Raw genomic sequence first — 16,765 nt, forward strand, 5'->3', positions numbered from 1 at the left:
GCGAAAGCGAAGCGTCAGCAGCAAATGTTTTCTGTAGCGAAAGCAAAGCGACAGCTACAAAGCACTCAAGCGGTACGGAGATTAACCCGTCGTTTTAAAAAAGGGATATACTTTTGTCACCTTGATTTCATTGACATAATAGTATTTCAACAACATGAGCTCATAAACCTTGAATTAAGGTTATGAGCTATGGGTATTGATCATTTATTTCTGTGTAGACAGGTCATCTAAATGAATTACAGCCTTTCGATGATATTTTGGAATTTCCTCAAATTTTGTTTCATATAGCACCACTTCTTCTACTAAAAACTTTGGAAGCTCCAGCTCTTCAGTCATCACTAAGTCAATAGGCATTTTACCGTGAGTTTCATTCCATTTTCTTGCTACTGTTATGTGTGGAACAAAAGGTTTATTATCTAAATCAAATCCTGCCTTTACACATTCCTTGTATACAATGTCTCTCACATTATTTAATGGCTGAGATTCAAAAATACTAGCCCATAAAATTCTTGGATATTCTTTTCTACCAAAAATATCCAATCCGCGAATTTTTAACTCGAATGATGGAAGCTTCCTTAGGCTTTCCTTTATTTCTCCTAATACTATTTGTAATTGCTCTAGATCTGCATTCCCTAAAAAAGCTAGTGTAATGTGATAATCCTCCAGATGAACCCACCTTTTAAAATGCAAATTGGTTTTTAGCATTTCACATTTTTCTTTAAGAGTAGTTTTAATCGATAACGGAAGTGGAACGGCAATAAAAAAATGTCGGTTCATATTATTTACCTCATTAGGATCATGTTTTTTTATTTTACTATTAGCAGCTATTGGTTACTACCTGCCCATACATCCATTGCGTAACGACCTTGTTCTTTAAGCCCAGCTAGCCATTGCTTTGCTGCAGACTCATTGACATCATGAACTACTTGGTATGCCATAAGTAATGTGCGTTCAACATCTGGAGCCATTTTACTACCATCTCCACATATATAGAAATGCCCATTTTGATCTAGTACTTTAATGAGCTCCTGTGCATGTTCAGTCTGCCCCATTAGATACTGTACATATTCCTTCGATTGCCCAACTTTTCGTGAATAAGCCTTATATACCCTTACAATCCCTTCTTGCTCGTAATGCTCTAACTCCTCAGCATAAATATCGTCTGATTCATTACGACAGCCAAAGTAAAGAATAGCTTCACCAAGCTGTTCGCCTTTATGCTTCAACATAAGGCGTGCTTGTAAAAATCCTCGGAAGGGTGCAATTCCAACACCTGGTCCAACCATAATAATAGGAGTGGCAGGGTTAGTGGGCAACTGAAAATCTGATTGTTGTGCCCGTATGAACATAACAATTGAATCACCTATTGCTGTTTCGGCCAAAAAGTTAGATGCAACTCCTCGATACTCAGCTTTGCCATTCCACGCTGGCGCCTTTACTACACTAACCGTAATACTAGGCTGTTCTGGTTGTATAGTTGGTGAACTTGAAATTGAATAATACCTCACTTTAAGTGGTGGAAGTAGCTCCAAAAATCGTTCAAATGTCATTTCACAAGCTTCATATTGCTCTAACAAATCAAGCATCGATATCCGCTTCTTCAATATTTTTTGATGATAGGCTTGTTCCTCCAGTAAAGCCTCTAGCTCCTTTTTATGAGGTGGACAGTCTGTCGTTGCCATCAGTTCTCGTAATTGTGCCCTTGTTGCCGCCTCTTGCAATTCAACATTAGTGCTGAGTAGCTCGAATAATTTAACTGGCTGATCTAGAGGCAGGTGAGCCATACTTAGACCAGTCTTAGTTAAAATTACATAATCATTACCATTCAATTGAAAACGTTGCAGTACTCGATTCACCAATGACTGACGATTTCGTGGAAGGACACCTAAATGATCGCCCTCGCGATATGTGACACCCTCTGGCAGTTTTACTTCTATATGCCGAGTGCTTCCTTCTATACTATGTCGTAACTCTTGATTTTTGGCAATTTTCGCATTAAAGGCATTGTTAGCTCTAGCAAGTGGTACTTCTATCTGATGATCTACAACTTCCATGGATAGAGCTGGAGATGTTTTATTCACCTTTTCATTTATCTCTAGCCCCATTGTTCGCATTACAGACGGCCATAGCTCCTGCTTCCACTCTTCGACATTTGTTTCAAAATCCCCATTCATATCTCCTTCCCCAAGTGGTACTATACGCTGTGCTCCCTTAGATACCATTAGCTCATCAATTAGCATCGGCACCTTTTGATAAGTACTCGCCCAATTGCGATCCCCGCAGCCAAAGATGCAATATCGAACCCCTGTTAAATCAATCTGTTCCTCCTTTAACCACTGAACAAATTGACTAGCATTCGTAGGTGGTAGCCCATTGTATGATGCCGCCACAATATAGACAATTCCTTCTGTTGGAAGTTTAGCAGTATATTCATTTAAAGGTGCGACCTTGCTTTGAAAGCCTTGAACACGTCCAGCATCAGCAAGCTCTCTTGCCAAACCCTCTGCTGTCCCTAGATCTGAGCCATATAACACTAATAGCGGTGTATTATGTTGAGCTTCGATTACTTTTTCCTCAATCTTTTTTATTCTAGACTCTGTGCTCAAAATATTTCTACTTGCTTCAGTAACATGCCTCTTTTGTTTTTTACGAGCACGCACCTTTAACTTAAAATCATTCGGTTTCACCGTCAGTGATTCTCTCACATTTAGCTTATATTGCGTATGATCAATTAGCTCAAAATTTTTAAGGATTAATCCTAGCACAAGTGTTGCTTCTTGCAAAGCAAACTGTTGTCCAATACAAGCACGCTGCCCCAGACCAAATGGTTTATAGGCATCAAATGGAATTTTGCTTGGATCTTCAAAGCGCTCTGGTTGAAACAACTCTGCATCCTCTCCCCATGCAGTCACATCTCGATGGAGCTGAGGTATAAGCACTGTTAGCCGATCTCCTTTTTTCAAATCATATTTACCAGCTAATACTGTGTCCTCCTTCACTTCTAGATTGAATGCAGGAGCGGTAGGCCACAAACGTAAAGACTCATCTAAAATCATTCGGATATATTTAAGCTGTTTAACTTGCTCATAGGTTGGGATTGGATCTGTAAGAATACTATCTACTTCTTCATATGCTTTTTGTAGTTTATCGGGATTGTTTAGTAAATAGTAAATCGCAAAGGAAAGAAGACCACTTGTCGTCTCATGCCCAGCAACTAAAAAAGTAATAATTTGATACCGGATATTTTCCTCTTCCAACGTTCCTCCTGTTTCAGAATCTTTGCCGTGAAGCATATGAGACAATAAATCCTTCTCTCCTTGTGAGCCATTAGCTTTGCGTTCGGCAATGATTTTATCCACCTGCGAAAACATAAAATCGATATCCTGCTTGAACTGCTTTCTTGTCTTAACCATTAATTTATCCTGTATACCCAGTCGCTGTGCCTGATTCAGTGCTTCATCCAATGCTCTAACCATACTTGCTACAAATGGATGAGAATCCTCTCGATAAAAGCTATTGAAGCGATAATTAAATCCACATAAGGCAATTGTATCAAGTGTGAGCCTCGTCATATCCTCAGGAATATCGATCTCTTCGTCTGGATTTAATCGCTCCCATTTTTGTATAAGCTGCATTGCTAAATCTAGCATCATATCGAAATAGCCCCGCATTGCTGTCCTACTAAAACTTGGAAGTAAAATATTATGAGCCTTGTGCCAGTTTGGATCATTTGTTTCTGAAGTGAATAGTCCATCTCCTCCTAAAGTACGTACCTTCTCCAATACTGTTTTTTCGACCACTTTACCAAAGCGCGGAGAGTTGGCAATTTCTTTCATTAATTCATAACCAGAGACAATGAGTAAATTACCAACCGGCAGCTTTAATCTAAAAATTTCACCATGTTTCTGAGCCATACTCATCAATGATTGGAACGGTGTATTGGCATTCATTTGTGGAATATTTCCCAATGGTCCATATGTTTTAGGTTGTGGAATCATTATTGTCATTACACTATACCTCCTTAGGAATGAACGTTCATTCCGTTTATTGCATCGTACGGTAATTGTGACTCTATTACCGTACAATTTTATAAGAACTACCTATTTAAAAATCAATGAATTTTAAGGCCATTCCAGCAGCATTCTTCAATACCTGCAAACAAATCAGCGGATTCTTCCAAGTCGCTATCTCGTGTCACTTTAAACAGTTTAATAATCGTGCCATAAAAAATCGGAATTAGAGCATCAGGGTGCAATTGTACGATAATTCCCTGCTGCTGCCCTTCTATGATAAATTTCTGTAAAAAACCCAAACACTCATAAAACTTGTTTTGGCTTTCTTCATCCAATATCCTTGGCTCCATATGTGAATCAATAAAAGTTAACTTCTCTCTATGTTCCTGACCAAAATGGATTAACCGCTGAAACAAATGATGAAATTGTTCGCGAACTGAGGCGGATACAGGAAAATCCTCCGTCAATCTTTGATATAGTTGTTCCACACATTCCCGATACAGCGAATTGAGCAGCACCTCTTTATTTTCAAAATAACGATATATTGTGCCAGCACCAACTTGTGCCTTGTCAGCAATCATTGGAACAGTTGTTGCATCAAAACCACGCTCAGTAAACAGCATCAAGGAAGCTTTCATTATATTCTCTCTCTTATTCGTAGTCACATTAATTTTCCTCCAAATCAATTTCGCCTTGGCGCAATTGCGTCCGGATTTTGAATTGTGCCTACACAATTCATTCCTTTGAAAATCCGTGACATCCGCCGGAGGCATTATCTTCATTCAGTAGGTGTTTGGACACCCCTGAAAAGAAACCAAAACCGTATTCATCTCAACACCTATAGTGGTGGGGTATTCTGCTGAATGAAGATAAAGAATGAACGTTCATTCCTATTGTATAATACTGCCAAACCGACTTCAATGACAGAGCTGTGACAAACATGTTGAACATTTTACCTTGATTCATAGTTATATTTTAGAACTTCTTTATAAAACGACTAATATCAATATCCAATCCCCATTTATTCAAGTGCTTCTCTTTTTAAGCACGTCTTATGTATCTCATTGTTTTCAATTCCTTCACCTCTTGTCATTCTGATGATTGAATATTATACAAAACTACAGGTCTCCATATTTCCTATCTTTATTATTATAGACAGTTTAAAAGAAAGCATACTAATCTGTCTTTAAATGACCTGAGATGAAAAATTAAGTTTGCCGTGCAATATCACAAGATTCACAATATCTTATTAATAATACTAGATGAAAATGAAAAGGTGGATATAAAAGTAAAAAGGATTACAGTATAAAAAATTACACTGTAATCCCTTAATTCTTTTTTAAATCATCACCATGCAGTGTATCCAAAATCAGCACTAAAATCAACAGTCGATTTATCACTTATTTCAATCTCTCTAATTTGATGCTTAAAAATTGTCATAGCATTTGCCTCAAAAATTGAATAATTAAACTCACCAAATAAAGTTTTCAATTGATTGTGCGAATTTAAAGTTTCTAAAACATTTCTATGTGTATTTTTAGATGAAATAACTGCAATATATTTACCAGCAGGTAGATTATTAAAAGTATAGTTACCATTTGCGTCAGCTAAAGTTCTATATACATCCTTTAACTCATTTTTTTTCTCTAACCAATCAAATAGTTGTTGCTTCGTATAACTAGGATATGTAGCATTCGTTGGGAATAGATAAATTACGGCACCAGTATCTCCTTTAGTACCAATAAAATCGTTATATTTCCAAATAACGGTACCTTTTAAAGTACCATTTCCCTTGCTTGTATTATTTGTTGTAGGTTTTTTCCCTGTCTTTAAGTAGCTGTCTGTTCTACTGATAAATGTTTTTAAATGAGCTTGTGTTAATTTATCATTAGGCTTAAACGTGCCATCTGGATAACCAGCTGTAATTCCTGCTGCCACTAATTGCTGAATCGCACTATAGGCACTATCACCTTTCTTTACATCTTTGAATGCCTGATTTCCCGTTGGTAATTTTGATCCAAATGCTCTTGAAATAAAGATAGCAACATGAGCTCTTGTTAATTCTTGTGAAGGCTTGAAAGTGCCATCTGGATATCCGTTTATAATCCCTTTGTCAACAGCAGACTGTATATAACCACTCGCATAGTGACTTTTCGGAACATCTTTGAATTGTGTTTCTTTTTGAGTGCCATCTAAACCAAGTAATTTTCCAATTTCAACAATCGCCTCTGCACGATTCGATAATTTGTCTGATGCTTTCGCTTCAAAAGCATTAAATGAAAAAATAGACAAAATCAAAGCAAAGAATAATGAATACAATACTTTTTTCATTTTATATTTCCCCTTTTATTAAACATGACTTAGGTCAATCATACCATAACTAGTCCTATTATATTAAGTGTATATTTTAAAAAATTAAAATTATAGAAACAAATAGTCTATTAAATTATTGTATACACTATGAATAAAAGTGATATTCAGAAATTTAAGATGTAAGTACTGCTAAAGTGGACTATTTGGTCTTAAAATTCTAATTACGCACCATAATATTGGGATGTTCCTTTACATTTCTTCATCATGTTTTTTAGCTAAAAAAGATATCCTACCCTTGCTTCATTTCATTTAATGTTTCTGTTGTATTTATTATCCCAATTAAAAGTATTATCCACAGGGGAGCATTTCCAATGGCATGAACTGCAAATGAAGCCCATGTAGATTGCGTATATTGTGCAATTAAAGGGGCTATCAGCATACTAGGAATCATTCCAATAACATGCCATTTTAATGCTATATGTAACACCCAAGCCCATAGCAGCCCATTAAATACCCAGGCCATATCTCCAAACATTACTTCTTGAATCGGTAAAAGATACCCCCGCCACATCATTTCTTCACTAAACATTGCAATTAAGTGAATGGGCATAAAAATCATTAGTAATCTCCAGTTACCTTTTAATGAGACACCAAAAAACTCTTTCGGGGGCATATTGAATTTTTTTAAGGGATTAAACGGTTCAGGTAAATAGCTGGGTGGTGAAAATAATTTATACTTTGCTAGTACTTTTCCTATGGGCTCTAAAAGTTGGTCAAAAACTATAGTTAGTATAACCGCCAGGACAATCCATAACCAATCAACTCTGCTTATTGGATTTAAGCGGAATCGTTGATTAATTGCTTCGATAGTCAAAGCTCCATCTTCAAGAAAATTGTACAAACCTATGGATAAAGGTAATAACAGCAGAGCTGGAATCCACAACCATAACCAGAAAGAATAAATTAAAGGGATACCTTTGCTGACCAGTTTAGGAGTACCATAAAACACGCCATAATATATGGTAATCCCTGGTATAGCAAATAACAAAATTTGTACCCATATTGACATCTAGTAACACTCCATTATTAATTATTTTACAAGAGCTTTCAGATTTGGCTAACTTTTATAATTCTTCTAAATCTTATTGCATTTTTTTCTTAATTATAAGGTAGCTATACTTTTCATTCCACATGATAATCCAACTTTTAACTACTTTTATGAAACATTTTTATTCTTCAATTTAGATTCGTTTTGATCTTTCTTTAAAATTTTCCAAACTTTTCTTTTATGGTTTTTCCCTCAATTGATACCAGTTTCAAAGTCGAACATCTACCTAAAATTTCCGAAAAATTTAAAATCACGAGGAATTTGGTGATATTTCCATTATTTTCGTGTATTATGTCAAATTTCGTCTTATAATAGAAATGTTTAATAGGCTATAGAAATAGATTGAGAGGTATAATATGAAAAAATTTTTAAAATTTATCTCTATTACTATTGTTGTTTTAGTAATCGTGTCTATAGTAGCTTTGCTATTATTTGGACGTAACAACCATAGTGATTTATCTGGAAACGTTTCTGAAAAAATCGATCAATATTTGACAAATGAAAAATTTCAGGGAACGGTCCTCATTGCAAAGGAGGGTGAAATTTTATTTACAAAAGGTTACGGATTGGCAGGCACTGATTTACCTAATAGCCCAAGCACACTCTATCAGATAGCTTCATTATCTAAAACATTCACTTCAGTAGCAGTCATGCAATTAGTAGAAAAGGAACTTCTAAACTTAGATAATCCAATTTCGCAATACTTCCCAGACTTTCCGAATGGAGAGACTATTACAATAAGTCATCTACTAAGTCATAGCTCAGGAATTCCAGATTATCTAAAGAAGGATTTCAAATTTGACTACAGCAAAGAATGGAATCCACATGATATTGTTAATACCGTTAAAGATTCGGAATTAGAGTTTATTCCAGGTAAAAGCTTTAGTTATAGTAATACTGGCTATGTAATGTTAGGGCTAATTATTGAAAAAGTCAGCGGACAGTCATATGCAAATTATATAGAAGAAAATATTTTTGAGCCGAGCAACATGTTTAATTCTATGTTTACGGTTCCCGCTGGCACACCGAAAGCGGAAGGACATGTGGAGGGGAAAATAGGACCCTTAATGCATAATTCTGCAGCGTATGCAGCTGGGGATATCATTTCTACAGTTGAAGATTTAGAACTGTTTTACAGAGCCTTAAATAATAATGTATTGATAAGCAAAGAAACATCAGAACTGATGAGTACAACCCATGCTAAAAAATTTCCGTTTGAATATGGATACGGATGGTATACTCAAGATGTCATGGGGAAAAAAGCAGTTGGACACCCAGGAGGATATCCAAGTGGCTTCTGTCATTATGTTACACGCCTAAATGACGAGGAATTAACAGTGATCGTTCTGAGCAACGAGATGACAATGAATTCGAAAAGAATCAACCGGCATCTTACCTCCATCGTTCTTCAGAAGCCAATTTGGATATGGGAAGAGAAACTTTAATTGTAAAAGCCTTTCCTCAAGTTTAAGATAGAAAACTCAAGCCCTTCTCTCTAGAGAGGGCTTTAATTATTTTTTGTATTTATAATTTCTGATATGTAGTGGGGCATTGAGGAACCTCAGTGGAAGGCAATTTCATTACCACACTACTAATAAGTGTAAGCCTTACTTAGAATAGCCTTCAGCAAAGTTATATCATTTTTGGGGAGTACTTTTATACGATGATTAAACCTATTTTAAGTAGAACGAATTCCTTCAAAAGCGTTTAATATTAATTGTTGTACATATGGTTCATCTAATGTTTCGCCAGTCACAAGTAATCGATAGAAGATAGGACCATAAATTAAATCAATACAAATATCAATGTCGATACTTTTTTTCAATTCACCGCGTTGAATTCCTTTTTCCAAAAGACTCCTTGCTTCAAGTCGGCGGGGATGGAAATATCGAGCACGATAGGCATCTGCTAATCCTGCATCAAACTGTCCTTCACCTAATAATTGTGTAATGATTGTCCCCTCTCGACTCGTCAAAAACATGGTTAAGTTTGTGGCGTGAATTAGAATATCATTGTACGCCGAACCAGTATCAGGCACGGGCAATCTTTCAGAGGCAGCATATAGGAAACCATCCATCACTACTGCCGCCTTGTTTGGCCACCATTTATAAATAGTTGCTTTACTCACTTGGGCATAATCAGCGATTTTATCAACTGTGACAGCTTGAAATCCATTTTCCAACAATAAATCATAAGATGCGGAAAGGATTGACTTTTGTGCTTCTAAATTACGTGGTCTGCCTCTTTTTCCATTCATCATAAATACCACCTTTTTCAGAAATTAATAAACTGTATGTTCAGTATATCAATTATTTAGAAAAACAGAAAGTTGAAATTACCTATTTACAAAACTATACGTTCAGTATATCATATGGTTAATCATTTAATATACTAAACGTACAGTATTATAAAATGATTAACTAACTTATGGAGGGAAACTACACGACGTTTTAATTATTAATTGTTAAGCATTATATTTCAATACAAGGAGTTGTATAAAATAGTGGATACTAAGAAACAAACAATTGAAAAAAACATTCCTTCGTGGTTAACCATTCTTTTGGCTACCGCATGTGGTATCATTGTTGCTAATTTGTATTACGCGCAACCCTTAGTTGGGGTAATTAGCTCATCAATTGGGTTGTCAGCAAACAGTTCTGGCTTAATCGTTACGTTAACACAAATCGGTTACGTTGTCGGTTTGCTATTTATCGTGCCTTTAGGAGATATTCTTGAAAATCGGAAGCTGATTGTCTCATCTTTACTTATCACCGCAGTCGCCCTTGCTACTACAGCAATGACGAAACAGATTTTGTTGTTCTTAGTCGCTTTGTTTGTCATAGGTTTAGGTTCGGTAGCTACGCAAGTACTCGTACCTTTTGCATCATATCTTGCTTCCGATTCCTCACGTGGCCGTGTTGTTGGCAATGTCATGAGCGGTTTGTTACTTGGAATTATGCTCTCACGCCCTTTATCAAGCTTAGTTGCTGACTTTCTTGGCTGGCATGCAATATTCATTTTGTCTGCCATAACTATTTTGGTTTTAGCCATTGTACTTTCGAAGGTGTTACCTACAAGAAAGCCTTCAGCGGATACACACTATATAGCGCTGCTCGGATCTATGTGGCATTTGTTACGAACAACCCCGATATTACGCCGTCGTGCAGCATATCATGCAGGTGTATTTGCATCTTTTAGTTTGTTTTGGACAACAGTTCCACAACTGCTAACTAGCCCTGCCTTTCACTTTTCTCAGAAAGAAGTTGCGATATTCGCGCTTGTTGGAGTCGCTGGTGCAGTAGCCGCGCCAATTGCAGGACGAATTGCTGATCGTGGCTTAACTAAACCTGCAACAGGAATAGCACTTCTTACAGTCGTTATTTCCCTTTTATTACCGCTTATTATTCAAACTAGCTCACCTATTGGAATAGCTGTTCTAGTAGTTTCATCCCTATTGTTAGATGCTGGGGTATCCGCAAATCTTGTGCTCAGCCAACGTGCACTTTTCTCGTTGAGCCCCGAAGTTCGTAGTCGTCTTAATGGACTATTCATGGCAATTTTCTTTTTTGGTGGTGCAATTGGGTCAGCAATCGGAGGATGGGCCTATGCAATTGGAGGATGGAGTACTGCATTATGGGTTGGGATAATGTTCCCTATATTTTCTATTTTTTATTTTGCCACAGAAAAGAAGTAATTCTAAGATAGAAGACCAATATCATTACTTAAACAAAAAAGCGAATTGGAATTATTATTTTCCAAATACGCTTTTTTCTTATTCAACTCAAACTAATATATTTTTTAGTTCTATCCCGAAAGTTAAAGCATTCGAAACTTTTACAGAAATGTATAATGAGTAGTGATTAACATCTCATATTGCATAAGTACTGAATGTAGAATAGAGGCATGGACACAACCCGGTTAAGTAAGTATTATTATAACCAAGAGAGGACGTGTCTGTTTTATGAGTCAAAAACGATACAACCAAGAATTTAAACAAACTGTAGTAGATCTTTATCACTCTGGTACATCGGTCAGTCAACTGTCTAGCGAATATGGCGTTTCTGAAGTAACTATTTATAAATGGATTAAGTTACATTCTCCAATCGAAGGTGCAGAAGAATTAGCTGCAGCGGAAGTTTCTTCGATCCAAAAAGAAAATCTTCGGTTAAAGCAGGAGATTGAAATCTTAAAAAAGGCTATGACCATATTCGCGAAAAAGTAACAGAACAAGAACTCATTGACCATATTGAAAACGAAAGCGAACATTATCCTATTCAATTAATGTGTCGCGTTTTAAAGGTACCCAAAAGTACGTATTATCAGTCTTTCCACAAGAAACCATGCGTGTACGAAGTTGAAAACAAAAAAATTACAGTACGTATTTGTGTCATTCACAAAGAAAGTGATGAACGATACGGTGCGCCGAAAATACATGCACAGTTACTCAAAGAAGGTGTGAAAGTAGTATTAAACGCGTACAACGACTCATGAAAAAAACTGGTATTCGCTTGAACATCACAAAAAAGTACCGTCCGACGCCAACACAAAAGCCCGTGGAAGAACGTGAAAATATACTTGAACAAGATTTCCATACAACGACGATTAATGAAAAATGGTAGCTGATATTACGTATATCCATACAATCCGCGATGGATGGTGCTACTTGGCGTCGGTTCTTGATTTACATTCGAAGAAAATTGTAGGGTATAAATTCGGATGAAAAATGACCGTAGATTTAATCGTTGAGGCATTGGATTACGCTGTACAAGCTCAAAATCCAACCCCAGGATTGATCATCCATACCGATTTAGGTACGCGATATACGAGTGAAACATTCCAAGAAAAACTAAAAAAGCACGAAATGATTCCGTCGTTCAGCCGTAAAGGTTGCCCATACGATAACGCTTTATCGAATCTTTTCATGCAACATTGAAAAAAGTATATCGAACGCGCTATGAAAATTATGAAACAGCTAGAATTGCACTATTTCAATACATTGAAGGTTGGTACAATCGCAAACAAATTCACGGTGCCATAGGCTTTTTAACGCCTGATGAATACGAAAATATGTGTCGAGCTGTAGCGTAAAACTTTGGGGTTCAAGCAATCTTCCCCTTCATATTTTGGGCACAACCTCCATGGATTTCTCGCTCTACATCCCGTGTAGTCTGTCAAAGGCTCTTTTCACTTTGACTGGCTACACGGGATGTGGAACACTCCATAAATGGTGGTCGCCACAAAACAAAAACTTAACTTTTGTGTGTCCGTAATCTTGACTTAGATCCATTTTTTACGTTCATGGTTATAAGAAACGACCAAAACAAAAGGGATTACGTGTTCAGTCTTTATGACTGAACTCACAATCCCTGTTAAATATTGATACCGGTGATCGGGACAGGGATTGTAGTAAAAAACCTTATATATCAAGGTTTCCTACCTGGAGTGTGTAAAATGATTTGGCAATGTAAACCTCAAAAGTACATACTTCACTTTCTTTTAAAGTAACATGCCTCAAGCATAAGTTTTTTGGTGGATCCTTGGTGGATCCTAGGTGGATCCTAGGTGGATCCTAGGTGGATCGAACCCTGACCTCATCGTGGTTAGTGGGGAGATAATCTTTTTAATTTGCCTTATCAGTTATAAACACCATTGGCATATACTAACATCGAGATTGTTCCCCCGCTTTTTGTTCCTTTTGAACTAGTAAAAGATACTTTGGCATTAACGATTAACATAACAGTGTTATTATTATCAACAGAAGTACCTGTTGCTTTCAAGTCAGAAGTAGATGGTTTATTGATTATATGGGCTGAATGGTCTGTAGCCCCCACTATTTTCCCATCATATATACAAGTTGCATTTATGACCACAGTACCAAGGTTGGCGTTATTATAAAGGTCAGTCATTACAACTTTCTTACTTGCATTTACCCCCGCTCGTGTTAATGTAGGAAGTACTCTAAATTCAATCCCGTCGATTTCGTAAACTTGCTCAGAATTGTCCGAAGCATCAATTTCGAGAAGAAAACCTTCTTCTGTAGGTTCTTCAGTTTCTGCTTCTTGTGCAAAAGCAGCTACTGGTGTTACGATACATAAAATCATTGTCAACAAACTCATCATCCATTTTTTCATTGTCAAATTCCTCACTTTTCCATTTTTTCTTGTATAACTACTACGATTTGAAGTGGCATCACATCCCTTAAAGTAAATTTTTCTATATGTGATAGTTCGAGAGATGCTAAGTTACTTAACAATATATAGGAAAAACCTACATCACTCAGCTATACATCACGATTTCTATGGTGTAGACTTCATATAACGTGGTGTAGTACCTATAGGATTATGACTTTGGAAAGGCAGATGATTATTGTTCGTTACCAAGCCATTAAAATTAAATGTGAATTCCACGCGTGCGTCTGTATTCTGTGTATCAATATCTTGTATATAGGCTTTCAATCTACTTTCTAGGTAATCTGGTATGATGAAATCTTCATAGGGTATTGACTTTAACTCATTAAAAGGTAATAAATAGGCTTCGATAAGGGTATTGAGCTCATCATATTCGACAGGTGCTAGTAGCTCATAGTCATATTCAATATGAATTACTGTTGTATATTTCTGTCCATGCTGTTTATGCACAATTTCAATCGGGTATCGGTATCTTGCTTCAGTTCCAATGACACCCGCTGAAAACACATCACGATAGAGCTCTTTGTTTATAGTAGGCTCAGGTGGCACAGCTTTTCTATCCTTCATATTCTGTGGGTAAATAATAAACTTGTCTGTTGCAAAGTCACCTCTGGATGCACCATTTAAAATGGAGTCTTTCATAAATGTTTCATCTAAATAATTCAACGGTATACTAGAAATAGCAAATGCTGAACTGACAGCCATTCCGCCTGTTGAAAGTAAAATTAATAGCGCCATCATAACGATTCCTGATTTCTTCTTACTCATATCCATAATGGAGAGTATCCTTTTTTTTAGAATTTGTTTACTTCCTAGAAAATTTGTAGAAAAAACACCTTCTCCTCTTTTTAATTTCTCAGCATGTAGTATCGTCTGACTATACGTTTTCCTAAGTTGGATGTCAGTATTTTTTACTACTTTATCATCACAAGCGTGTTCACAAAGATTGTCCAGTTCTTTAGCGAATAGATAGAACAATGGATTGAACCAATGAATACTACTAATCAGCAATACAAAAGCTTTATACCATAAATCCTTTCTTTTTAAATGAACTAACTCATGCTTCAATATCAAGTTTAGTTCTTCTTCTCGATAAGAATTATTAGGTAGCCAGATAGTATTATTAGTAAATCCCACTAACATGGGGGAATGGATAAAGCTACATTCTTTCAATGCGATTTCCTTAGTGATATTCATTTCACGTTTAACTTTTTCAAGCAAATGAAGGGTTTCCGTTTCAGTTATCGTTTGCCCCCATCTTTTCACCATGTTCATAAAACGATAATGTCTTACAAGATGAACTGTCAAAAATACAATGATTCCTAAAATCCATATGATCATCCCTATTTGCCATACAGAGAATGCTGATATGGTATCTACAGATGTCGACACAAGTGTTATTTGACTACTGTTAACTGGAACAAGTTCTTTAGATGGCAATGGCGCTTGTTCTGATAAATTGACAACTGTGGACGACATATTGAGCGTAAATGGTAAAATAAACCCTACAAGGATAACGAGCCAGCCATAATAGAGCCATTTAGCACTATATCGTTTTAAAAGGAAAGGTGTTACAGCTATAAAGAGTAGTCCAATAAAGGACATCACTACAGATTTAAAGAATAAACCTACCATGATACTTTGCATATTAATCCCTCTTTTCTTCCACCCATTTAATTAATAAAGCCAAATCTTCTTTAGAAATAGTATCGGATTTATAGAGTGTACCCACTAAATTCATAAAGGAGTTTTTATGATAGAGCTTCATAAAATGCTCTGTTTCAAAACTTAGATATGCACCTTTTTCTACTATAGGGTAATAAAATCTCTCCTTACCTTTTTTCTCACTACGAAGAAATCCACGTTCAGTTAATCTTTGCATAAGAGATACTACGGTTTGAATTTTCCAACCTTTCTCATTTCCTATTTCGCTCATTATTATTCCTGTAGTAATTGGAGGATTACTTTCCCAAACTATCTTCATAATCTCAAATTCTGCTTCAGGCAATTTTTTAATATTTACTCACCCCTTTTTCATTTAAGTCAATTGTCTTATTCGTATAGTATATCTTTCTCGAAACAATGTCAAATCTTGTTATATATGGGTATATATTATTTAAATACCAAAGGTTATTCCAACAGCCATTGCATTCTCTGTTCCAAGTTGCAGAAAATCTCTATGATGATGAAAGTTATTGGAAAAATTCGGTATAAACGTTCAATTATATGTAGCTACGGAAAATGAATTATGGGCAAGTATTACATCAAAAAGCAGTAGAATTAAAAACAAACCTTTTGACCTATAAGAATATTAATATTTTGAAAGTATGTACTTATAATGGTCGATGGAAAACCACAACCTATCGTTTTCTTTAAAAACGAAAAAAGCCCATAAACCTTGATATATCAAGGTTTATGGGCTTTCAAGTATTTCTTATATTGACTAACAAACTTCTAATGATACCGGTGGTCGGGGTCGAACCGACACTCCAAAGGAACACGATTTTGAGTCGTGCGCGTCTGCCAATTCCGCCACACCGGCATAATGGAGATAAAAAAAATCGGATACACCGATTAACAAAAATAATATGGAGGCGGCAACCGGATTTGAACCGGTGATAAGGGTGTTGCAGACCCGTGCCTTACCACTTGGCTATGCCGCCATCATATTTGGAGCGGAAGACGAGGTTCGAACTCGCGACCCCCACCTTGGCAAGGTGGTGTTCTACCACTGAACTACTTCCGCAAAAATGGCTGGGGTACTAGGATTCGAACCTAGGGAATGACGGAATCAAAATCCGTTGCCTTACCACTTGGCTATACCCCAAAATGTTTAATGGGGCGACTGATGGGAATCGAACCCACGAATGCCGGAACCACAATCCGGTGCGTTAACCACTTCGCCACAATCGCCATAATTATATTTTATTGGATTTATTAATTTTATAGAAAATGGGGCGACTGATGGGAATCGAACCCACGAATGCCGGAACCACAATCCGGTGCGTTAACCACTTCGCCACAATCGCCATAAAATTAATTGGCAGGGGCAGTAGGAATCGAACCCACACCAAAGGTTTTGGAGACCTCTATTCTACCGTTGAACTATGCCCCTATTTCAATAAAACTGGTGGAGGGGGACG

Annotated in this window: 12 protein-coding genes, 7 tRNA genes and 1 pseudogene; 4 read left to right on the top strand and 16 right to left on the bottom strand. The window is 36.6% G+C overall.

Annotated elements, in window-relative coordinates; genetic code table 11:
* The coding region (locus B2R82_RS02360) for a hypothetical protein (protein ID WP_286923340.1) at positions 1-186 on the top strand (186 nt) is incomplete at its 5' end.
* Positions 187-204: 18 nt separating this feature from the next.
* Here the strand turns inward: B2R82_RS02360 and thpR are convergent.
* From thpR to B2R82_RS02385, 5 genes are all read right to left on the bottom strand, one after another.
* Positions 205-777: an RNA 2',3'-cyclic phosphodiesterase gene (thpR, locus tag B2R82_RS02365; protein WP_286923341.1), complete on the bottom strand. Its 573-nt coding sequence runs from the start codon at positions 775-777 to the stop codon at positions 205-207.
* 47 nt (positions 778-824) lie between these two features.
* Entirely contained in the window at positions 825-4,007 is a 3,183-nt protein-coding gene (locus tag B2R82_RS02370) for a bifunctional cytochrome P450/NADPH--P450 reductase (protein ID WP_286923342.1), read from the bottom strand.
* A gap of 104 nt (positions 4,008-4,111) precedes the next feature.
* The gene (locus B2R82_RS02375; protein ID WP_286923343.1) at positions 4,112-4,678 is read right to left on the bottom strand and encodes a TetR/AcrR family transcriptional regulator; all 567 of its coding nucleotides are present in this window, start codon (positions 4,676-4,678) and stop codon (positions 4,112-4,114) included.
* A 682-nt stretch (positions 4,679-5,360) separates the two neighbouring features.
* Positions 5,361-6,344 carry an S-layer homology domain-containing protein gene (locus B2R82_RS02380; protein ID WP_286923344.1) on the bottom strand — a complete coding sequence of 328 codons (984 nt, stop codon included), beginning with the start codon at positions 6,342-6,344 and terminating at the stop codon, positions 5,361-5,363.
* 271 nt (positions 6,345-6,615) lie between these two features.
* Positions 6,616-7,395 (bottom strand): CPBP family intramembrane glutamic endopeptidase, encoded by a 780-nt coding sequence (locus B2R82_RS02385; protein WP_286923345.1) that lies wholly within the window; start codon positions 7,393-7,395, stop codon positions 6,616-6,618.
* A 395-nt stretch (positions 7,396-7,790) separates the two neighbouring features.
* Here B2R82_RS02385 and B2R82_RS02390 point away from each other — a divergent pair, with 395 nt between their 5' ends.
* The gene (locus B2R82_RS02390; protein WP_286923346.1) at positions 7,791-8,879 is read left to right on the top strand and encodes a serine hydrolase domain-containing protein; all 1,089 of its coding nucleotides are present in this window, start codon (positions 7,791-7,793) and stop codon (positions 8,877-8,879) included.
* Between the two features lie 233 nt (positions 8,880-9,112).
* Here the strand turns inward: B2R82_RS02390 and B2R82_RS02395 are convergent, their stop codons facing one another.
* Complete coding sequence (locus B2R82_RS02395; RefSeq protein WP_286923347.1) at positions 9,113-9,691, bottom strand: TetR/AcrR family transcriptional regulator; 579 nt, start codon at positions 9,689-9,691, stop codon at positions 9,113-9,115.
* 243 nt (positions 9,692-9,934) lie between these two features.
* On the opposite strand from B2R82_RS02395, the gene B2R82_RS02400 reads away from it, so the two are divergent.
* A complete protein-coding gene (locus B2R82_RS02400) occupies positions 9,935-11,128 on the top strand; it encodes an MFS transporter (protein ID WP_286923351.1) in 1,194 nt (397 codons plus the stop codon).
* Positions 11,129-11,395: 267 nt separating this feature from the next.
* Positions 11,396-12,522 (top strand): annotated as a pseudogene (locus B2R82_RS02405) (IS3 family transposase).
* Between the two features lie 545 nt (positions 12,523-13,067).
* Here B2R82_RS02405 and B2R82_RS02410 read toward each other — a convergent pair.
* From B2R82_RS02410 to B2R82_RS02455, 10 genes are all read right to left on the bottom strand, one after another.
* Positions 13,068-13,553, bottom strand: a complete 486-nt coding sequence (locus B2R82_RS02410; RefSeq protein WP_286923348.1) for a hypothetical protein — start codon at positions 13,551-13,553, stop codon at positions 13,068-13,070.
* A gap of 177 nt (positions 13,554-13,730) precedes the next feature.
* The gene (locus B2R82_RS02415; protein ID WP_286923349.1) at positions 13,731-15,269 is read right to left on the bottom strand and encodes a M56 family metallopeptidase; all 1,539 of its coding nucleotides are present in this window, start codon (positions 15,267-15,269) and stop codon (positions 13,731-13,733) included.
* 1 nt (position 15,270) lies between these two features.
* A complete protein-coding gene (locus B2R82_RS02420) occupies positions 15,271-15,630 on the bottom strand; it encodes a BlaI/MecI/CopY family transcriptional regulator (RefSeq protein ID WP_286923350.1) in 360 nt (119 codons plus the stop codon).
* 453 nt (positions 15,631-16,083) lie between these two features.
* Positions 16,084-16,164: transfer RNA gene (locus B2R82_RS02425), tRNA-Leu, on the bottom strand.
* A 47-nt stretch (positions 16,165-16,211) separates the two neighbouring features.
* Positions 16,212-16,285: transfer RNA gene (locus B2R82_RS02430), tRNA-Cys, on the bottom strand.
* Between the two features lie 8 nt (positions 16,286-16,293).
* Positions 16,294-16,368 (bottom strand) — tRNA-Gly (locus tag B2R82_RS02435).
* Positions 16,369-16,373: 5 nt separating this feature from the next.
* Positions 16,374-16,449: transfer RNA gene (locus tag B2R82_RS02440), tRNA-Gln, on the bottom strand.
* A 10-nt stretch (positions 16,450-16,459) separates the two neighbouring features.
* A tRNA-His gene (locus tag B2R82_RS02445) sits at positions 16,460-16,535 on the bottom strand.
* 40 nt (positions 16,536-16,575) lie between these two features.
* Positions 16,576-16,651, bottom strand: a tRNA-His gene (locus tag B2R82_RS02450).
* Positions 16,652-16,663: 12 nt separating this feature from the next.
* A tRNA-Trp gene (locus B2R82_RS02455) sits at positions 16,664-16,737 on the bottom strand.
* Positions 16,738-16,765 lie beyond the last annotated feature (28 nt).

This window comes from Lysinibacillus sp. UBA6686 (genome assembly GCF_002455205.1).
Classification (GTDB): domain Bacteria; phylum Bacillota; class Bacilli; order Bacillales_A; family Planococcaceae; genus Lysinibacillus; species Lysinibacillus pakistanensis.